This window comes from Fibrella forsythiae (assembly GCF_017353175.1).
In the GTDB taxonomy this organism is placed as follows: domain Bacteria; phylum Bacteroidota; class Bacteroidia; order Cytophagales; family Spirosomataceae; genus Fibrella; species Fibrella forsythiae.
Genome location: NZ_JAFMYW010000004.1, coordinates 94,930 through 115,517, shown reverse-complemented (window position 1 = coordinate 115,517; position 20,588 = coordinate 94,930). Strand labels below are relative to the sequence as shown.

At 53.9% G+C, this 20,588-nt stretch carries 13 protein-coding genes and 1 tRNA gene; 9 read left to right on the top strand and 5 right to left on the bottom strand.

Annotated features, from left to right (window positions below):
- Positions 1-104 precede the first annotated feature (104 nt).
- From J2I46_RS14630 to J2I46_RS14615, 4 genes are all read right to left on the bottom strand, one after another.
- Positions 105-3,407, bottom strand: a complete 3,303-nt coding sequence (locus tag J2I46_RS14630; RefSeq protein WP_207329790.1) for a cellulose binding domain-containing protein — start codon at positions 3,405-3,407, stop codon at positions 105-107.
- A gap of 484 nt (positions 3,408-3,891) precedes the next feature.
- Positions 3,892-5,004 carry a hypothetical protein gene (locus tag J2I46_RS14625; protein ID WP_207329789.1) on the bottom strand — a complete coding sequence of 371 codons (1,113 nt, stop codon included), beginning with the start codon at positions 5,002-5,004 and terminating at the stop codon, positions 3,892-3,894.
- A gap of 156 nt (positions 5,005-5,160) precedes the next feature.
- Positions 5,161-5,232: transfer RNA gene (locus J2I46_RS14620), tRNA-Arg, on the bottom strand.
- 109 nt (positions 5,233-5,341) lie between these two features.
- Positions 5,342-6,010 carry an NUDIX hydrolase gene (locus J2I46_RS14615; RefSeq protein ID WP_207329788.1) on the bottom strand — a complete coding sequence of 223 codons (669 nt, stop codon included), beginning with the start codon at positions 6,008-6,010 and terminating at the stop codon, positions 5,342-5,344.
- Between the two features lie 45 nt (positions 6,011-6,055).
- Here J2I46_RS14615 and J2I46_RS14610 point away from each other — a divergent pair, with 45 nt between their 5' ends.
- From J2I46_RS14610 to J2I46_RS14570, 9 genes are all read left to right on the top strand, one after another.
- Positions 6,056-7,132, top strand: a complete 1,077-nt coding sequence (locus tag J2I46_RS14610) for an MBL fold metallo-hydrolase (RefSeq protein ID WP_207329787.1) — start codon at positions 6,056-6,058, stop codon at positions 7,130-7,132.
- 87 nt (positions 7,133-7,219) lie between these two features.
- A complete protein-coding gene (locus J2I46_RS14605) occupies positions 7,220-8,113 on the top strand; it encodes an FKBP-type peptidyl-prolyl cis-trans isomerase (RefSeq protein WP_207329786.1) in 894 nt (297 codons plus the stop codon).
- Between the two features lie 149 nt (positions 8,114-8,262).
- Complete coding sequence (locus J2I46_RS14600) at positions 8,263-8,757, top strand: DUF4126 domain-containing protein (RefSeq protein ID WP_207329785.1); 495 nt, start codon at positions 8,263-8,265, stop codon at positions 8,755-8,757.
- Between the two features lie 28 nt (positions 8,758-8,785).
- Positions 8,786-10,183, top strand: coding sequence for a mercuric reductase (locus J2I46_RS14595; protein ID WP_207329784.1), 1,398 nt, complete (start codon positions 8,786-8,788; stop codon positions 10,181-10,183).
- Positions 10,184-10,387: 204 nt separating this feature from the next.
- Positions 10,388-14,359, top strand: a complete 3,972-nt coding sequence (locus tag J2I46_RS14590) for a hybrid sensor histidine kinase/response regulator transcription factor (RefSeq protein ID WP_207329783.1) — start codon at positions 10,388-10,390, stop codon at positions 14,357-14,359.
- Positions 14,360-14,573: 214 nt separating this feature from the next.
- The gene (locus tag J2I46_RS14585) at positions 14,574-15,146 is read left to right on the top strand and encodes a type VI secretion system tube protein Hcp (protein ID WP_207329782.1); all 573 of its coding nucleotides are present in this window, start codon (positions 14,574-14,576) and stop codon (positions 15,144-15,146) included.
- A gap of 34 nt (positions 15,147-15,180) precedes the next feature.
- Positions 15,181-17,205: a cellulose binding domain-containing protein gene (locus J2I46_RS14580; RefSeq protein WP_207329781.1), complete on the top strand. Its 2,025-nt coding sequence runs from the start codon at positions 15,181-15,183 to the stop codon at positions 17,203-17,205.
- Positions 17,206-17,230: 25 nt separating this feature from the next.
- A complete protein-coding gene (locus J2I46_RS14575; protein ID WP_207329780.1) occupies positions 17,231-17,527 on the top strand; it encodes an antibiotic biosynthesis monooxygenase family protein in 297 nt (98 codons plus the stop codon).
- Between the two features lie 152 nt (positions 17,528-17,679).
- Positions 17,680-18,801, top strand: a complete 1,122-nt coding sequence (locus J2I46_RS14570) for a hypothetical protein (protein ID WP_207329779.1) — start codon at positions 17,680-17,682, stop codon at positions 18,799-18,801.
- A gap of 49 nt (positions 18,802-18,850) precedes the next feature.
- On the opposite strand, the gene accC is transcribed toward J2I46_RS14570, so the two are convergent.
- On the bottom strand, positions 18,851-20,347 hold the full coding sequence (gene accC / locus J2I46_RS14565; protein ID WP_207329778.1) for an acetyl-CoA carboxylase biotin carboxylase subunit: 1,497 nt from the start codon (positions 20,345-20,347) through the stop codon (positions 18,851-18,853).
- Positions 20,348-20,588 lie beyond the last annotated feature (241 nt).

The window sequence follows — 20,588 nt, the reverse complement described above, 5'->3', positions numbered from 1 at the left end:
AGTTAATGCTGCCTCTTTCAGTATTTTATTACGGGAAAGGGCCCACTCAACATCTGAGTGGGCCCTTTCCCGTAATAAAATAAGAGTACTGCTTGCCAGGCTTTCTATTCGGCTTTGAGCACGCGCACCGTCCGGCTTTGTGTTGGAGTGCTTACCTGCAGCAGCAGAACACCTACCCCCTGGTTACCAACCGACAGGTCGTGCTGCTCAACGGCTTGTGGGGTGGCTACCTGTTTTTTGGCAATCACCTGGCCCTGGGCCGTAACCAGCTGCAGTTGCAGTGGCTCCGATCCGGCTCCCTTTACCTGGAACGACACAATGTCATTCCGAACCGGGTTGCCCAGTAACGTTACGGCTAGCTCCGACCCTGGCTCAGCCGAGGCGAGACGGGCAGCGCCCGAGGTCGGTTCATTACCCCATACCCGCGTTCCGCCGACGTAAACAACCAAACGGCTGTTCTGGCTACGGTCGGCAGGCTGTTCCTGATACGAGTAGTCGTTGGTCTGGTCGAACCGGCCGCCATCGGGCTTACTGATCCGATACCGGATGGTACCTGTGCTGGCGCCTGGGGCCAACTGTCCGCCCTGACGGAAGGTGATCTCCAGGTACGTATCAGCCCCATTGAGTGGCTGGTTCAATTTTACCAACTGGGTGCTTACGTTCCCCTCGTCTACTTCCACCTGTAGCCGCTCGTTGCCGTCAGCCGTGAAGTAGTAGCGCGCTTTCAGATCGCTGTAGTTGACAGCCGTATTGCCTTCATTGCGTATTTCCAGGTACGTGTTGATTTGCGTAGCCGACGGCCCATTCTTGCTCTCGGTCAGGGCACGCAGAATCTGACCCGATGCCGTTGGGGGCGGGCTGCTGGTGCCTGGCTCGATACCAGCAATAAGCACACCGTTGTAGTAGGCTGTGATACGCTGATTACCTACCAGTTGATTGCGCACGGTAGCATACGAATAATCGTCCAGTTCGTTGAGGGAACCGTAGTCTCCCTTGGCAAAATAGGCCTGGATAGCACCCGACTCGGTGCCTGGAGCCAGACTACCTGCTCCCGACGTGAAGCTGAATTCAACATAACCCTGAGCGCCTTGTTGAGCGGGCGAGAGGGGTACGTAGCGCAGCCGCACATTCTGGTTACCTATCTGGGCGTAGTTCACAAACAGGTTGCTCAGTGTTGCGGCGTTTTCTACGGTCACGTAGTAACGTAACGTCAATGCTGAATAAGGCAAAGACAGGCTGCTGTTGTTTTGTAATACCAGCAGTGGCTGAATAGCATTGTTGTCGGCGTAGTTATCCACGTCGCGGTGCAACACTGTCAGCAACGGCGTAACCGGCGCTTCGATCGTGATCACAAACGTAGTAGAAACCGATAAGCCACCTGGATCAGTAGCGGTAACCGTCACGGTAAATGGCGACCCGGCAGCGGTTAGTGGGGTTCCACTGATCGTAGCTGGGGCCGTAAACGTCAGGCCTGGTGGCAAACCCATCACTGACAGCGTCAATGAATTGGGCGTCTGAAAATCGGTGAACGTGTTAGCTGGAATCACGTACGTGAAAGACTGACCAACTTTTCCTGATTGACCCGGAATCGTATTGGCTACCGTTGGCGCTGTGTTACTGGCGGCCAGCGCTCGATCTGCCTGAATGAACCCGTAGCCGGTTCCAAAGTCGAAACCCGTATCAAAACCTGCAGTAGCCGGGTCGTCCATATCCAGGGCCGTTTGCTCCAGTAATGACAAGATGCGGTCTGGCGACAGTTGATTCCTGTTGAATTGCTGCATCAGCGCGGCAACAGCGGCGGCGTGTGGTGCTGCAGCCGATGTGCCGAAGAAGTTGGGGAATCCGTCGCCTTCAACATCGCTGCCAAAGAACGTTGTGTTACCACCATCAACTGCCGTGATCTCCGGCTTCTGCCGGACAACCGTAGCGATCCGCTGACCAGCCGTGTTGAACAGAATAGGCGTACCCCCGGCCGACGAAAATCCTTCAAGTGTAGCCGTTGCCGCCCCGTTGTAAACGGGTGTCCGGCGGTAATCAGCAGCGCCGGTGGCAATGGCACCCGCTGCGTTAGCGTGGCCAAAACAGGTTGAACTCCGGGTTGGGTACTCAAAGGCGATGCTTTGCCCGTTCGTAAAGGCAACCCACTTGATCAATGATGGAGACGGACCAGCATAGTGAGCAATGATCAGTTCAAACGTGGCCGACGTTGTGCCGTTATTGGTGAGCGTTATCAGCTCGAGCGGATCACCACCTAGGTTGTTGCTAAAGCCGGATAAGCTAGACTGAAACACGCCGTTTCTGTATACTAGCAGGTCCATGTCTGTCTGAGCACCAGCACCGCCACTAACCGAAGCGAACGGATTGTCCCATTGCATGCCCAACCGAATCGAACTCCGGGCTGGTACAGCTACCGAATGACGAATGTCGCCGCCGCCAAAGTCATGTGCGCCAATGTAGGGGTCATTCGCGAATGGTCCGGCAAAGGGAGTAACTTCCGAATACGTACTCTGGTATGAGTTCCGGGCGTTATTCCCTGCCGAAGAGAAGTAGCTGACATTTCTGGTCGTCTTCACTTCATCGACTGCCTGCGCAATGATGCCATCCTGAAAGAAAGGCTCCGCGAAGTAGATCACGTCGTCGACAATGACGTTACAGCCTGCTGCGGCCAGATCCCGGATACCTTTGGCAAAACCAGCCTGGCCTCTGTTCGCCGTATTGAAAGCAACAGCTGCATCCGGGGCTACGTCGTGAACCAGCTCAACCATAGCACGTCCTTCGTCAGTTGCTGACGTAACGAGGTAGTCATCGATCACCTGTACATTGGCAGGCAAATCACCTGAAGCCACGCCCGCAGCTGCGCCCCCTTTAGCATTGTACGAATCGGATATGACACCGATTTTGGTGCCGCTTCCTGTTACGTTGTTGATCTGCCGGGCAACATCAGCTTTCATGGCCCGATCACCCTGCGACGTTACGTTTCCGATGTTGTGAATGGGCTCGTAGGACGGTCGGGCAAACCGCAGTGCGCTGAGGTTCTGCAATTCATCAATCTTATCGATGGGCAGGAGGCCCCAAACGATTCTCTTTTCGTAGATGCCTTCCGTTAAGCCCAGCGACTGAAGCTGAGCCAGAAGTGTTGCGGCGTTCTGCCCATCAACGACGATGGCCTCAATAGCAACCCGGTTTTCGTCTACCCGAAGAAACTGATCCTGTTTGCCAAATCCCTTTGTTTTTGATGAAGTAGACGAAGTGCCTGTGCCTTCCTGCTGTATTCGCAGCAGATCGACGGTAATTTTAGCTTCGGACGCCTGCTGTTTGTCCGATTTCTGAGCATACGTTGCGGTAGTTAGCAGCAACAATAAGCCGGCTGATAAGCAGCCATGCTTTAATCTGGTAGAAATGTTCATTCACATATATGGGTTATAAAAAAAGAAAAGAATTTTCTCCACGAATAGGAGAGGTACTGCTTGTCAGATAGCCGGTGGCGGCCTTAGAAGCTCAAAATCAGCGTATGAATTCATGAAGTTTAATATGATAAGATGATGAAAGCTTAATATTAATAGCGAGATGATAAACAAGCAACCTTATTTTGCGTGCGGTCCGCCTAAGGTAGTCTTCTCAGTTCATAGAACTAATATGGATAGGCAGATTAGCTATCGAAAAGACTTGGGTAGCTACCTGGTAAATGGTGCCTGTAGCCCTTTGGGCTGAATCCAGACATGAAAAACGCTAACCCGTTAAGGATTAGCGTTTTTGTGCTCCGCCGATTGTAAAAAAAGTGCTCCCGAAGGGACTCGAATTGTATCTGACAATCAACTAGTTAAATACGAATTTTTGGCTGGGGGACGGAATAGGGAGCGGATTTAGAAAGTATTAGTCTTTGACATGTAATTACTGACAATCTGCATAATCGTAGCTATCCTGTTTAATATAATCTGGTGATTCCGAATGCTTCATGATTGTACTCGTCAAAAAACCTTTCGCGTTGTAGGCGTGTGTATATGTCCAAGTACTACTCTGCGTAAGTTGGCCACCAAGATTGAGATACCCGAATGTCACTTTGGCTAGATTGTTATACGAAATATCGGTTGAACCAACCGGTACGAAAGTTGGATGCCCTTTAGCGCCTCCAAAAATTAACCCGCCTAAGAATGGATTAAGCGCTCCTTCGGACGGTAAGGTAGATTTGGGTTTATCATCGTACTCATAAATGGTTACAGGGTTCAACGTAAGGCCAGCTACGTTCTCACTCCTGAGCAGATTACCACGCGAATCATAAGTGTAGCGGGTAAGTACCTTTCCATTATTTTTTAGAGCTATGGCTAACCCTTGCGCATTTAGCTCATACGGCTCTTCTGCTACGGTGCCTCCCGGTGGTACTTGAGTGAATTTAGTGGCGATACCATTGGTAAAAGTTGTTTCCTTCCGTTCTATTTTAGCAGGCGTAGATTTATCACTTGGAGTAGACGTGAAAACTTGGGTGAAGGTTTTCAATTTTCCGGCTGCATCATACGTATAAGTTATCTTACCAGTTCTAGACGCACTGGCAATTTTCACGCTCGATACCAAGTAATCATCATTATCCACTTGATTGATTTCGCTGATGCGTCCGGTTGGATCATAAGTCAGTGTCCAGTTTCCAATATAATTGTTAGTGTTTAGTTCGGATTGGCCATATGTTTTGTAATCATACGAGCCAGCATATGTTCGTTTGATGACGTGTCCATTTACATCATACTCATAATTATCAGAGTAAGTGGAAAGGGTTACCGAATTAGGGTCGGTTATGACTCGTTGAGCACCTGTCAATCTTCCCTGTACGTCATAATTCATCGAGTAGGTCGTTAGCGTTTTGCCTTGATAATCGACCTTGGTAGAAGTGAACACACGCAACCGGCATGCCTTAGCGGTCTCATCGCCTTTCGGATCAACATCAGTCGGATTAGGCTTACACCCAAGGATGCACGTTAAAAAGAATAAAGCAAAGGCTAGATGTTTTGTCATTGACAAGTAGTCTTTTTTCAATTGGGCGGGGGACGGGTTTAGTCTACGGAACCATATTGTTTTCGATAAAGTATCGAAAACACACAAAAAACGCTAACTCGTTGAAAGTTAGCGTTTTTTGTGTGTCTTATCGCATAAAGCTAGATAAGTAAAAAGTGCTCCCGAAGGGATTCGAACCCCTATCGTCGGTACCGGAAACCGAAATTCTATCCATTGAACTACGGAAGCAGATACATGCCCAGAACGGCCGATTGGTCCGGTTTGGGAGTGCAAATATAGCGGTTCTGCCGGGTTAAGCGCAAGCCTAATCCGGAAAAAGGAGCAACGTACCTGAATTCTATAGCAGTTTCATGGTTTCATAATCACCCACTTTTTGCAAATACAGAAAATGAATAAGCAGCCCGTTCACGTTGTTTACGAGTTTGTGCGCTTCCGGAATGGTAGTGATGACGGACGTAATCCGCTCTAATTCAGACTCACTATCCATCTTCTGGAGGTGAAACCGCATAATTTCTTCGCGCGGCATGGTCTTCTCAACGAAGTAGTAGTGCATGGCCTCGTCGCTGGTGCCGGTGCTGGGATACCATAGCCTCGGATTTAGTTTCGTTAGTTCATCGGGAGTAATGCTCAGGCCAATTTCTTCACCTACCTCGCGGGCGGCCGTATCCGTGGGGTCATCGTCAACGTCGACCATGCCGGCGGGGTGCTCGTAGGTTTGCGAGCCGTCGGAAATGCGGCGCTGGCGGACAAGCACTACGAATTTTTCGCCGGTTTTCTCATCAATCAGGCACACAAGCACCGACGCTGCGTGCCCTTTCAGGAAACAGACCGGCGGAATTTTGTCGCCTTCGGGCGTATCGGCATCAACCGTTAGCATGGCGAAGAGAACTTCGCCGTTATGACGGCGGCGGATGAAATGATCGCTAATTTTGTGGATGGTCAAGCCGTTGAGTTCGAGCTGCTTTTTCCAGAATTTGAATTTTGGGGCGTCGTGTAACTGTTCCATGTTGTTTCGTCAAAAGGCGCCGTCAATGGCGTCTCTCTGTACATTATGCTCTCAAAGATACTGCTTGGCCTGTTGGTCGTTCTGGTTGTATTCGTGCTGGTGGCCCTCCTGATTGGTTATATGATCTCGGCACCGCATTATAAAGGCCCCGTTTCCGATCATTTCAACGGAAAAACGTTTTTCACCCCCGGCGCCGAACAACCGCGTGGCCTGGCCGATGTGCTTAGATGGCAACTCAACCACGACATTAGTGAACCCTGGCCCGCCTACCACAACGACCCCGTTGGCAACGTACCTGAAGCACGCGTAATGGCCAATGCAGATTCAACGAAGTTGTCGCCGGTGCGCGTCACCTACGTGAATCACTCGACTATGCTGCTGCAATTCGACGGGCTAAATGTACTGACCGATCCGATCTACGAGAAGCGCGTTAGCCCGTTCTCATTTGCCGGCCCGGCCCGTAATTGTCCGCCAGGTATCCGGTTCGAGGACCTGCCGAAAATCGATCTGTTGCTGCTGAGCCATAATCACTGGGACCACCTCGAAATTGGCACGGTAAAAAAACTGGCCGCCCGCGACAAACCCCGGATTATTTGCCCGCTGGGCGTGAAAGCCTTCCTGCTCCAGGAAGGCGTTGCCAACGTTACCGAGATGGACTGGCAACAGGCCGTGCCGGTCAACACACAGACCAGTGTTCACTGCGTGCCGGCGCAACATTTCTCGGGCCGCGGTATGTTCGACCGTGACGCTACATTATGGGCTGGGTACGTTATCGACAATAAAGCGGTTGGAAAGCTGTATTTTGCGGGCGATTCGGGCTACGGCCCGCATTTTAAGGCAATTGGTAGTCAGTTTGGGCCCATTCGGCTGGCGTTGATACCAATTGGAGCCTATAAGCCCAACTGGTTTATGTCGCCGGTTCACGTCAATCCGACCGAGGCTGTGCTGATTCATCAGGATGTTCGGTCGGTGCAAAGTGTGGCCATTCACTTCGGCACGTTTCCGCTGGCCGACGATGGTGAAGGCGAACCCGTCACGGATCTGAAAAAAGCGTTGATGGACAAAGGAGTTGATTCAGCGCTGTTTAGGGCGTTAAAAAATGGCGAAAGCGCAAATTTTTAAGCCTTATTCCAACGTTCTTATGAAAAGTAGGGTACTAGTATATAGTTAACATAGGATGTCGGTCCTCAGACATCAACTCGGAAACCAATGCGTAAACTCAGTCTGGCGTTTGTCGCCGCCGCTACCATAGCGATTTCGTTCACCTCGTGTAAGGATGCATACGTTGATCCTACCCAGGATACGTTTGTGAAAGATACTACCTCCATTGGTACGTATGCCCGGAAGAATGGCCTGGCCGTGACCGAAACAAACTACGGCGTACGCTATGTTATTACAAAGGCTAACCCATCGGGAAAATTGCCTTCAGTTGCCGATGAACTGGAGTTTCTGTACACAATCTCCAAACTCGATGGTACGGTGATCGATATAGCCGCCCGCGATACGGCTATCTATTTTCCGTTTGGCCTGAATGCGATGCTGCCCGGCCTGGAAGCGGGTTTTGCCAAAGTGCGCGAAGGAGAGAAAGCAATCTTCCTGATTCCATCCTACGCTGCTTTTGGTAGTTCAGACGCCGTTGGTGGTAAGCTGCCTGCCAACACACCGGTTCGGTTCGATATTACCCTCAACAGGGCCCGTTCCGAAGATCAGCAAATCGAGAGTTATATAGAGCGTAACAAATACACCGTTTCAGAACTGCAAACCAACGGCTTGCGGGTGATCAAAACACTGGCTGTACCAACGGGCGCTCCGCTGATCGACGGACAAACCGTAACGATAAAATATTCGGGTAGCCTACTGCGGGCCACCAAGCCATTTGATGATGGTGGCGGTAAGACCCTCGACGTACCGCTTGGCCGCGGCAGTTTTATTCCCGGTTTCGAAACAGGGCTGAAATCACTGAGAGTAGGTGAGAAAGGCGTACTCGTCTTTCCCTCATCGCTGGGCTATGGCACCACAATCAAGTACGATGCTGTCGGCAACGTAGCCATTCCGCCCTATTCGCCACTAGCGTTTACGGTAGAAGTCGTTTCGGCCAAGTAAGAAGGTTGTCCGATACACAAAGAGCCCCGCCAGATGGTCTGGCGGGGCTCTTTGTGTATCGGACAACCTGACGCCGACGTGCCCGGACGATGGCCTTTCGTAACCATTTAATGTGCGACGTGTTGAGTAGGTACTACTAAAACAACGGTATGAACACATCCTATCTCCGGTCTTTTCAGATTGGCTTTATCGCTGGCATGCGCGCTATGTCGGCCCCTGCCTTACTCAGTCACAGGCTTTCGCAGACAATTCCGGTCGAACATCCCCAAACGCTTCTTCACTATTTGGCTCAGCCCACTACGGCCAGGGTGTTTAAAGCGCTGGCAGGCGGCGAAATTGTTGGCGATAAACTGCCGAGTGCCCCTAATCGCACCTCACCGCCCCAGTTTCTGGGCCGTATCGTGATGGGCTCAACCTGCGGGGCAGTCGTGAGCGAAGTGGAGGGCCAGCAGGTGCCGGTTGGCGCCATTCTGGGTGGTCTGGGAGCGGTGGCAGGTACGTTGCTCTTCTTTAATCTGCGTCGCTGGCTCGATCATGATCTTGGCCTGCCCGACACTATTGGGGCTTTGGTTGAAGATGCGCTGGTGGCTGGTGGTGGCCTTGCTGTTGTCAATGGCATTAACCCTGTAGCCCGGCTGGCTTAACAACGTACCTGGCTTTATCATCACACGCATGAATAATGACCCTGTTGAACCCTTCGACGCCCTGATCATAGGCGTTGGGCAGTCTGGAAAACCGTTGGCAACGGCGTTGGCAAAAAAAGGCTGGCGAACCGCCATCATTGAACGAAATCAGGTGGGTGGTTCCTGCATCAACTACGGTTGCACACCCACCAAAACGCTCCTATCGTCAGCAGAAATGGCTTTTCAGGCCCGACGGGCGGCTGAGTTTGGTATTGACATTGCCGACATAGGCGTTGACTTTAAGGCGGTAATTGAGCGGAAAGATAAGGTCGTTCAAAAGTTTCGGGATGGTATCAATGACTCGTTTGCCGAAACTGAAAACCTGACCTTTATTCAGGGCGAAGCTCGGTTTACGGCACCCAGAGAGATTGCTGTAAAATTACCTGCCGGAGGCCAACGGAATCTGACCGCCAACTACATCTTCATTGACTGTGGTACGCATCCCAAAAAGCCCGACTTACCCGGCCTGGACACGGTTTCCTGGGTAACATCGACGGAGCTGATGGATGCGACTGAGCTGCCTGAACACCTGCTGATTTTAGGCGGCGGCTACATCGGTGTGGAGTTTAGCCAGATGTTTCGCCGATTCGGCAGCGAGGTGACCATCATTGAGCGGGGCGACCAGTTGCTTTCCCGCGAAGACAAAGACATTGCCGACGAACTGACGAAGATTCTGGAAGATGAAGGTGTGCGGGTGATGACCAACACCAGCGTTGAACAGGTCAGCCGAAGTGGCGATAATGGGGTTACGCTGGCTTTGAAAACGGATAAAGGCCCTGTCCTGCTCACTGGAACGAAGCTGCTGGTCGTGACCGGCACTACGCCCAACACCGCAGCGCTCAACCTGACGGCGGCTGGCATAACAACCGATGAACACGGATTTATTCAGGTAAACGACAAGCTGGAGACCAGTCAGCCGGGTGTTTATGCGTTGGGCGACATCAAAGGTGGCCCGGCGTTTACCCACATTTCGTACGACGATTACCGGGTAGTTAAAAAGAACCTGCTCGAAGGCGGCGACGCGTCAATTGTTGGTCGGCCGGTACCCTACACCATCTTTACCGACCCGCAACTGGGCCGGGTTGGCCTTAGCGAAACGGAAGCACGCCAGCAGGGTAAATCGATCAAAGTGGCGTCGATGCCCATGTCGAGTGTGGCGCGGGCTATTGAAACCAACCGGACCGGCGGCCTGATGAAAGTAATCATCGATGCTGATACGGATCAGATTCTGGGCGCGGCGATTTTGGGAATGGAAGGCGGCGAGGTAATGACCATGCTACAGATTGCGATGATGGGCAACGTAACGTACCCACGCCTCCGCGACGCCGTTTTTGCGCACCCAACCCTGGCCGAGGCACTCAATAATGTATTTAGTAGAGTGGAGTAACGGTGAACGCTCACTTAATGAGGCACAACACCTGAATAGGAACAACCTTGCTACACTAGACAATCTAATTATTCTATAGTGAAAATAGATTGATATGTTCTTATTTAGACGAGCGTATCAAGCGAAGGGAGCAAACCGGTTGTTTTGGTCAGATTGATTGTGAGGAGACGGGGTACAGGAAAGCTACTGATCGTACTGCTAGGGTTGATACACAACCTGTTTGGGTACGCTCAGTCATTACCAGCCCCCATACTTATTACCGAGCAACAGGGACTACCTCAGGCGTTTGTGTCGGCCATTGTGCAGGATAAAAAAGGATTTATCTGGGCGGCTACCCGCGACGGCCTCTGCCGCTTCGATGGGCAACACTTCCGGGTGTTTCAGCCCCGGCCCGATGGCCCGCCATCGTTATCCTTCGCCGGTATTACGAACCTGATACCAGACCACCAGGGATTCATCTGGATTGTTTCTGAGCTGGGCGATATCGATCTGTTCGACCCTGAATCTGAAACGTTCGTCAACTTCTCCCGCCAACCGGCCTACCAGAAAGCCATTGGCCAGCAGAAAGACCTGCAACTGTTTATTGACCAGCGAAACCGGCTATGGCTGATCCTGGCTGACCAGCGGCTGATCCGGTTCGACCTGGATGGACAGCACCGGATTGGGGCTAGTCAATCGTTTCCGGAAACTATTCAGGCATTGGATCTGGTAGAAAGCCGCAACCACACCATCTGGCTGGCCACGCGAACGGGGCTTGCCAGCTTTGATGAACGAACCGGTCAATGGACGTTCGGTCGCCAACCCGTTGACAGAACAGGTAAGCCGCTGATGATCAATCGCCTGTATACGCGGCCAACCGACGGGGCACTGCTTCTGTTTAAACCGGGGCAGGTAATCCGCTTTCAGCCCGCAACCGGGACAGGCCAGTCTTATGACTTCAGTATACCCCCGATCGACTGGCCTAAAATGAGTTTTGCTACTGATAGCCGGGGCTGGGTGTATATCAATTGGGGAACCGGGGTCAGGCCAGGTTTAGTGCGCTTTACAGATCAGAAAGGCGTTGAGGTACTGGCTCAGATATCCCCGGACCGGCCTCAGGACAACGGAACACGTATGTGGATTGACCGGTCGGATGTCTTGTGGGAAGGAACCGGTGGGTCAGGCATCAGGAAGTATGACCTGCGCCCCAATCCTTTTCAGACGGCCCAGTATCGACAGTCTTTCCATGCCGACCTGCTTGGTCCGATTGGCCTAAACATTCCGGCCAGTCGGTGGCCAACCAGCTATCTGGACGGCCACACCAGTTACAATTTTCGGTACACGCTTGACCGGAGGGGCCTGATCTGGTTCAGTACTAAGTATGCCACCATTCACCGGTATGACCGGCAGTCGGGTCAGCTCACCGCGCAGCGCCTGCCCAACCACGTTACCAATCCGGTAGTTGGCGATCCGCCCTGTCCGCTGGCCACTGACCCGGCTGGGCAGGTGTGGGCCCTGAGCGGTTCGGTGATCTGGTTTTATGACAATGAACAGGCGCGCTGGATTCTGTTCACGCATCGTATTCCTACCGCCAAAATGGGTGGGGTGCTGTCGTTTGTAGTTGATCGGCAATACCTCTGGCTGGCTACGGAGCAACAGGGACTGTGGCAAATGAACCGGCAGACCGGTCAATTGCGGCAGTTTGCCAATCAGCCGGGTAAAGCCCAATCGCTGAGTAACAATGCGCTGCTGTGCCTCAGCGACGATCCCGCCGACCCAAACCGGCTTTGGCTGGGTACGTTCGGCAACGGCCTGTGTGCCTTTGACAAACAGACAGGTACGTTCCGCCGGATTACACAGGCCGACGGTTTGCCAAACAACGTCATCTATTCAGCTATTCCCGATCAACAGGGGCAGTTGTGGCTGGGGACGAATAAGGGCCTTTGCCGCATGGATCGCCGGACGTTTGCGACAAAGACCTTTACGCAACATGACGGGCTACTGGCCAATGAGTTTAACCGGTTTCACTACATACACCTGCCCGATGACCGCATCATCATGGGTGGGCTGGAAGGAATTACGACGTTCTACCCCCGACAAGTAGTTGACGACACATTTGAGCCAACGGTTGAACTGGTTGAGTTACAAATTAATAATCAGCCTGCCCCGGCAACGCTGTTAGATTCTCTGCCGGTGCGGGCCATTGACCGGTTAACCTTGCCGTACGACCTGAATTTCGTGACCGCCCGGTTTGCTGCGCTCCAGTTTAACCGGCTTACTAAAAACCGGTTTCGCTATCGGCTCGATGGGCTGGAAGAGACCTGGAAAGAGACCGACAACCCCGTGGCAACGTATACCGGCCTGCGTCCGGGAAGCTACACGCTGCTGTTGAACGCATCGAACACGTCGGGGCGATGGAGCCGGTACGTTCGTCGGTTGCCCATCACGATCCGTCCGCCGATCTGGTCTACCTGGTATGCCTGGCTGCTGTATGTCGTTACACTTGGCTGGCTGGCAGTTACCATAAACCGGTCGTACATCAACCGAATCCGGCTGCAACAGTCACTGGTGCTGCAACGACGCGAAACGGCCCTGAAACAGCAGGAAACTGAGCAGTTAAAGGCCGTTGACGAACTGAAATCCAACTTCTTCGCCAACATCACGCACGAGTTTCGCACCCCATTGACGCTGATTCTGGGGCCCGCCGAGCAACTGCGCCAACACCTGAACGCGCCCAACGAACGGCGGCTGCTGACCACGATAGACCATAACGCCCATCAGTTGCTGGGCCTGGTGAATCAACTGCTCGACCTGTCCCGGCTGGATGCCGGTGCCCTGCCGGTGGTCAATGTGCGGGGTGATCTGGGGGCGGTAGTGGCCCAAACGGTCGACTCCTTTCGCGATGCCGCTACGGCAAAGGCAATCAGCCTCGACTACAGCACCGGTGGCCTGGCTGATGCCTACTGGTTCGATACCGATAAGATGGAGCGGGTTCTCTATAACCTGATTGCCAATGCCCTTCATTTTACCGACGCCGGAGGTGAGGTACGTGTGCAGTTAAAGCCCATCGAAACAGGGGTACGACTGACCATTACCGATACCGGGCGGGGCATTTCGGCCCGTCAGCTTCCGCATATTTTCGATCGCTTTTATCAGGGTGAGTCCACAGGGCTGGCTGCAGAAGTAGTCAGAACAGCCCATAACGGCTCTGGCTCTAAAACTGGCTCTGGTATTGGCTTATCGCTGGTGAAAGAGCTGGTCAGGCTCCAGCAGGGGCATATTGCCGTTACATCGGAAGAGGGGAAAGGCAGCACTTTTACCATTGAGTTACCCTACCGCCCGGCCGAGCCCGGCGCTGAGGAGCGTTCAACGGCTGGGTACGTTCCCAACGGACAGAAAACCGCTTTGACAGAAACCGATGACGACGACAAGCCGCTGATACTGGTGGTGGAGGACAACGACGAACTGGCCGGGTTTATCCTTGACAGTTTGCCCACGCAGTACCGGACACAACGGGCTGTCGACGGCCAGGCCGGGCTGGAGCAGGCACTGGCTGAGTTGCCGGACCTTATCATCTCCGACGTGCTGATGCCGGTGATGGATGGGTACGCCCTCTGCCAGCACCTGAAAACGGATGTCCGGACCAGTCATATTCCGGTAATGCTGCTAACGGCCAAAGTCACCCTCAACGACCGGATAGAGGGTCTGACGCGCGGTGCCGACGAGTACCTGACCAAACCGTTTGTGGTGGCCGAACTGCAACTGCGGGTGCGGAATCTGCTCGCCACCACCCGTAACCTCCGCGATTGGGTACGTGCCGACCTCAGCCGCCCAACTCATCCTTCGCCTTCCCCAGCTAACCAGCCACCTACTACCGATCCATTTTTACGCACCTTCTACGCGCTGCTCGACGACCATCTGGACCAACCTGCTTTCGGGGTCGATGATCTGCCGCCTTTAGTGGGCATGAGCCGCATGAGTCTGTTCCGCAAACTCAAGGCACTGACGGGGCTATCTCCGGCTGATGTGATCCGGCTGTACCGACTCAAACGGGCCGCCGAGCTGTTGCAGTCGGGCCTGAGCGTGACCGAAACCGCCGAGCGGGTGGGCTTTCAGACGGCTTCGCATTTCGGCAAACTGTTCCGCCAGCAATACCAGGTCAGCCCCGGCCAATACGCCCGCCAGTCGGTCAACTAACCGAATGGGTCGTGATGGTTCACTTGGTCAGGCGCTCACCCTGCCGAAGAGGCCCTTATGAGCCGAAATTGGGCATTCTGCGCTAGTTTTTGGGCAATTGGCGATACTGTGTCCGGGCGATGTCAGCCAATTTTGGGGAGCCGTTTCACCTCAGAAACAGGCTTGACAACTAACGTTTATTCGCTAATTCAACTCAGTATTGCCTCAAACTTTTATGAAAACGTTTCTCTCTCTCTTCGTGGGCGTTGCCTTATGTTTCGCCACCAGTTTCTCTTTCGCACAAGGAATCACCCTGGAATTATTCAGAGGGTCAGGCCCATCTCAGGTGCCTGACTATACGACGCCGATTCCGTTGACCAGCGCGCAGTACAGCTTCACAAACACAATAAACATCGGTTCGCAATCGACAGGTACCGGGGCTGGCAGGGCCGGTTTCCCGCCAATGGTTATTACCAAACAGATAGACCCTTCTACCGCCGCCTTTCAAAAATCGCTCTTCTCTGGTGGATACTATCGATACGCCCGGCTTAATTTTTATCGCGCCGATGGGTCACTGGCTTATCGGGTTGTGCTGGGTCTTGTTGTCGTGTCCAATTATGCAGCGAGTGGTGTGCCAGGATGCCCTAGCGGTTGTCCGTCACTATCCGAATCTATTTCGCTCGAATATGGACAGGTAGCTACCTACAATCCGGCAGCACCAGCTAACCTTCGCCTGGTTACCTGGAACAGAGTGACGAACACGTCAAACGTCGACTCTACGATACCAGCCTCGGCCATCACCGATTAGGTACATCCTCACTCATCCGCTAAATAGCAAGACCATGAGCCAGCTATATCGAATAGCCTTGCCTGGGATTGTCGCGCTTTGTTGGCTGGTTTCGTCGGTTCAGGCTCAGGTTGGCCCCGCTCCGGCCAATAGCTATGCGTCGGCCGGTCGCCGAACCCAACAAATCGTCGACAGTCTTCAGCGATTAACCCAGCCGGGGTATTACCGGGCGCTTTTGACGGCACCTTCGACATCCTCGCCCAATGCCCGGATAGCCGCCACCGACCTGTGTGATTCGTACCTGTGCAAGTCGCCTACACCTACGAATACGGCACCAATCTCTACGACCAACGCTGATCAGAATGCCTCGGTCAATACGCCGTTTTCGTATACGGTCAATGCCTTCACCGACGCCGAAACGCCTAACAGCCTTACCTACAGCGCCAGCTTTAGCGCTGCCAATGGGTTAAGCTTTAACCCGGCCACGCGCGTTATCTCGGGCACACCCACCGCGCCCGGTTCCATTAGCGTCACCATAAAAGCGACCGATCCGGGCAGCCTATCAGCTACTACCAGCTTTGTGATCAACGTGACCCGACGGGTGGGTGGTGGCGGCGGTAGCCTAAGCCTGACGCTGACGGCTACGCCTACCCGGCTGCTCACCACGGAGGCAACAAGTTTGTCGGCTGCGGTGACGGGAGGTACGGCTGGGGTGCCATACAGCTATACCTTCAGCGGACCGGGCACCATCAGGCCTAGTGGCAATACCGCTCAGGTATCGGCCTTGCCTGCCGGGGTACAAACGTTTACCGTGGTGGCAGCCAATGGCGACCGAACGGTGACTGGTACGGTCAGCGTGACGGTTAGCGCACCAACCCCAACGACCGCGCTGACGGTGCTGCACCGCGATGTGGACAACTACGCCGATAATAACGCCATTCAGCCCCTGATCGAGTTGCAGAATCAGGGGAATACGGCCTTACCCTTGTCAGCCATTACGTTGCGCTACTACCTGACGGTGGAAGGCGCGGCTGCGCTGAGCAACCTGTCGATCAATTACGCGCAGGTGGGTAACGGGAATGTGCGGCTGCGTTATGTGCCGCTCTCACCCGCCCAACAGGGCGCTTCGGGCTATGTAGAGTTTAGTTTTACGGACGGAGCGGGTAGCCTGGCTGCCGGAGCCAGTTCAGGACCTATCCAGGCCTACTTTGCCAAGAGTGACTACGCCGGGCTGAATGAACTGGACGATTACTCGTATGCCCTTGTCCGTAACCAACTGGTGGGCAATCTGCGTATTACGGCCTACTACAACGGCGTGCTCGTTGCGGGTGTGGAGCCAGGCAGCACCACCCAGATCCGGGCGCTCAGAGCGCTAACCGAGAGTAAGAACGGTCCCTCGGCTACTCAGATCAATACGTACCTGACCATACGCAACGAGGGCAACGTAGGGGTGAACTACAGCGAGCTGAAAGCGCGCTACTATTTCACCGCCGATGGCACTGAGCGATTGCTGGTAGAGGTTGACGAAGGCAACGTTCGGGCCCAGCTGGTGAAATTACCTCAGGCGCTGGGGCGAGCCGATTATTACCTGGAGATCACCTTCCTGCAAGACGGGCAACTCGCTCCCGGAGCCAGCACGGGCCGGGTACGTTACCGGATTTCCAAACCCGATGGGGGCCGTTTCGATCAGACCAATGACTATTCGTATCAGGAGCAGCCCGCTGAGTCGGGTTCAAACAGCCGGGTGGTTGTCTACGTAGGAAATGAGCGGGTATGGGGCACGGAACCGGGAGCAGGCGTACGACTGGCCGTTGACGAGCCACGAGTTCCACTGACGGTGACGGTGTTGGGTAATCCTGTCTCGGGCGCAACCATCAACCTGGACATTCGGGGCGCCGAGGGTCAACCCCTGCGAATTCAGCTGATGGATGTGACGGGGCGGGCAGTGAGCGAACGCTTGGTAGAGCGGGCTGGCAGCGTAGAACGGCAGCAGTTGCCGGTTGGCCAGCAACCGGCAGGCATCCTGTTGTTGCGGGTGAGCACGCCGGACCAGAACCAGACTGTCAAGGTTATTCATTAACGCGTTTCACCTAATCCATATCCCTATGTACGCTCGAATTGTTCAGGTTGCTCTACAGCCCGATGCCATCGCTGAAGCTACCGATTACTTCCGCGAGTCAGTCGGCCCCGCACTCAAAGACCACGCCGGTTTTCTAAGCAGCCGTTTTCTGGTCGATGACGAGAAAAACCGCTGTTTGATGGTAACCTTGTGGGAGACGGCCGAGGCCCGCACCGAAGCGGAAACGAATGGGTTTCTCCAGGATGTGCTTCAGCACATGAAGAAACACTTTGCCGGCCCGCCCACGGTCGATTACTATCAGGTGCCTGTTCAGGTGATTTGACGAGAATAACGGGGTGGCTGGGGCATACTGACTGGTCATCCCGTTGTCAAAAATAGTCCATTGATTTCCACTATGATACCGTGACTAGTGGCCTCAGGGTCAAACTGCGTGTCGATTCATTTTCCGGATACTAACCCAATCTACTGTTTGTCATGTCAACTGAAGTGCAATCCGGTTTGCTGGCCGATGGCCCGGCAATGAATCAAGCCAAACGCCGTGCCTTGCTGGTGGGCAGTATGCCTTTTTCCGATGAGGAAACCTGCATGGAACGTGCGCTGAGCGCTCTTGGTCCAGCCCTGTTTTGCTTGCCCGACGGTGAGATTGGCGAGAAGACGCCCGCTTTCCCCAAAGGCAACCGTATTGCCTGGGTAGTCTACGCCATCGAGAAGCTAACGCAGGATCCGCAAAGCTGGAAGGTGGTAAAAGAGCCCGTGCGTAGTACCGTTGATGGCATGGCCGTTAATTACGATAGCTTCCAGAAGCTGCAACCCCGTTACTCGCCTGCCGACATGCCCGCACACGTGCAACTGGGTTATGATGAGTTCTTCCGGCGTAGTTACCCCATCTTCCAGCGGTTACGTACCCAGCATAATTTGCCCGACCTGAAGTTTCAGCTGGGCGTTCCAACTGGTTTCGCCATGGGCTTCGCATTTGCCAATCCCATCACCTGGTTGCGATACACCAATGCATTCAATACGGTTATTGCCCGTGAGGTCAATGCGGTGCTGGCGCAGGCAGGGCACGACGTGGTAGTGCAGATTGAAGTGCCGCCCGAGCTGTACGCCGCTTATAAATTGCCCGCTCCGCTGATGGGCCTGGCGCTGCGGCCCATTCTAGATCTGCTAAGCAAGATCACGCCCGGTGCCAGAATTGGCATGCACCTGTGCCTGGGCGACTTTCATAACGAAGCGCTCGTTCACCCCAAAACGCTGGACAAGATGGTCGCGTTTTCGAACCGACTAGTACAGGCATGGCCTGCGCAACACGAACTGATTTACGTACACTATCCTTTTGCTGAGGGCATTACGCCGCCTACCACAAAAGCTAGCTACTACGCTCCCCTGCAAACTATTGTACTGCCGGAGACGACGCGCTTTGTAGCGGGGTTCGTGCACGAAAAATGCACACTGGCTGAAAATCAGCATATTCTGAAAAGCATTGAAACAGCGTACGGGCAGCCCGTTGATGTTGCCTGCTCGTGTGGACTTGGCCGACGAACACCCGGTACCGCTACTGAGTTGCTGGCAACAATGGCCCGTTTGACAACAATGTGAGTTAAACCGGCAATGACCTGATTTAACTCACACGTCGTGCAGTCTGTTCTTACCCCAGTCGACGTTCGCGCCAACGGCTTTTTGAGGGTGCTGTTACCGATTGCACGGTTGCTGCATTCGGCTTTTGGGTATTCAGCAGGTAAGCGGCCAGCACGGCGGCCAGTTCGATTTCCTGCGGGTCGGCCTCGGTTTTCAGCACGTCGGGGGTAAAGTAGTTGGCGACGAAACCGGTGTCGAACTGGCCGGAGCGGAAGGCATCGTGTTCCATCACGAATTTGCAGAATGGCAGCGTGGTCTGTACACCCGTGATCTGGTATTCGTCAATGGCTCGGATCATCTTCTGAATGGCGGCCGCGCGGTCGTTGCCGTAGGTGATCAGCTTGGCAATCATCGGGTCATAATAGATTGGAATCGCCATACCCTGCTCAAACCCATCGTCGACGCGCACGCCGTTACCTTGTGGGCGAACGTAGGTTTCCAACGTACCTACGTCGGGCAGGAAGTTGTTGGCCGGGTCTTCGGCGTAGACACGTACCTCCACGGCGTGGCCCTTTATTTTCAGGTCTTCCTGTTTGATCGTCAGTTCTTTACCTTCGGCGATGTAGATCATCTGCTCCACCAGATCGACACCCGTAATCAATTCAGAAACAGGGTGTTCTACCTGGAGACGGGTATTCATTTCGAGGAAATAGAAGTTCAGGTTCGCATCGACGATGAACTCCACCGTACCGGCGCCGTAGTAGCCGCAGGCCCGCGCCACGTCGACCGCCGCCTGACCCATCGCCTCCCGGATTTCGGGCGTCAGAATGGCTGAGGGGGCTTCTTCCACCACTTTCTGGTGCCGACGCTGTACTGAACATTCGCGCTCGAAGAGATGAATGATGTTGCCGTGCTGGTCGCCCAGCACCTGAATTTCGACGTGCCGGGGCGAGGTAACGTACTTCTCGATAAACACCGATCCATCACCGAACGATGAAATAGCTTCGCTGACGGCGCGGTCCATCTGTTCGTCGAAATCGGCTTCTTTTTCGACCACCCGCATGCCTTTACCCCCGCCACCCGCGCTGGCTTTGATCAGAATGGGGTAGCCGATTTTGGCCGAAATAACCTTGGCTTCTTCCCGGTCGTCGATGGCGTCAGGCGTGCCGGGAACCATTGGGATGTTGTAACCCGACACGGCGGCTTTAGCGGCCAGCTTACTGCCCATCACCTCGATGCTTTCTGGCGAAGGACCAATAAAAATCAGTCCAGCCTCCTGTACCTGCCGGGCGAAATTGGCGTTTTCCGATAAGAACCCATAGCCCGGATGAATAGCATCGACGCCCAGTTTGCGACAGACTTCGATAATGGCATCACCCCGCAGATACGACTGTGCTGAGGGGGCCGGCCCTACGCATACGGCTTCGTCGGCGTAGCGAACGTGGAGGGCATTCCGATCGGCTTCCGAGTAGATAGCCACGGTTTTGATGCCCATCTCGCGGGCAGTACGCATCACACGAAGGGCAATTTCGCCGCGATTGGCAACAAGCAGTTTATTGATTTTCATAGGGTTCAGAAGTAATAGTACACAGCGGCGGACCGTGCGGATTTAGGGGGCGTCTTTGTCATCCCGACGTTAGGAGCGGTTCGCCGTTGCGAAATCTTGGTGGCCTTGTTGAAAGCGCCAGTCGCTACATAAAGGAACGCCACGATCTCGCAACGGCGAACCGCTCCTGACGTCGGGATGACAAAAAACGGCAGATGTGTTATTCGCATCTAATTCTATACTGCAACTTTAACCATTAAAC

Coding starts and splice junctions, on each gene's coding strand:
- J2I46_RS14575 (WP_207329780.1), top strand. CDS start 17,231: ATGTACGCTCGAATTGTTCAGGTTGCTCTACAGCCCGATGCCATCGCT.
- J2I46_RS14605 (WP_207329786.1), top strand. CDS start 7,220: ATGCGTAAACTCAGTCTGGCGTTTGTCGCCGCCGCTACCATAGCGATT.
- J2I46_RS14625 (WP_207329789.1), bottom strand. CDS start 5,004: ATGACAAAACATCTAGCCTTTGCTTTATTCTTTTTAACGTGCATCCTT.
- J2I46_RS14585 (WP_207329782.1), top strand. CDS start 14,574: ATGAAAACGTTTCTCTCTCTCTTCGTGGGCGTTGCCTTATGTTTCGCC.
- J2I46_RS14595 (WP_207329784.1), top strand. CDS start 8,786: ATGAATAATGACCCTGTTGAACCCTTCGACGCCCTGATCATAGGCGTT.
- J2I46_RS14600 (WP_207329785.1), top strand. CDS start 8,263: ATGAACACATCCTATCTCCGGTCTTTTCAGATTGGCTTTATCGCTGGC.
- J2I46_RS14580 (WP_207329781.1), top strand. CDS start 15,181: ATGAGCCAGCTATATCGAATAGCCTTGCCTGGGATTGTCGCGCTTTGT.
- J2I46_RS14630 (WP_207329790.1), bottom strand. CDS start 3,407: ATGAACATTTCTACCAGATTAAAGCATGGCTGCTTATCAGCCGGCTTA.
- accC (WP_207329778.1), bottom strand. CDS start 20,347: ATGAAAATCAATAAACTGCTTGTTGCCAATCGCGGCGAAATTGCCCTT.
- J2I46_RS14615 (WP_207329788.1), bottom strand. CDS start 6,010: ATGGAACAGTTACACGACGCCCCAAAATTCAAATTCTGGAAAAAGCAG.
- J2I46_RS14570 (WP_207329779.1), top strand. CDS start 17,680: ATGTCAACTGAAGTGCAATCCGGTTTGCTGGCCGATGGCCCGGCAATG.
- J2I46_RS14610 (WP_207329787.1), top strand. CDS start 6,056: ATGCTCTCAAAGATACTGCTTGGCCTGTTGGTCGTTCTGGTTGTATTC.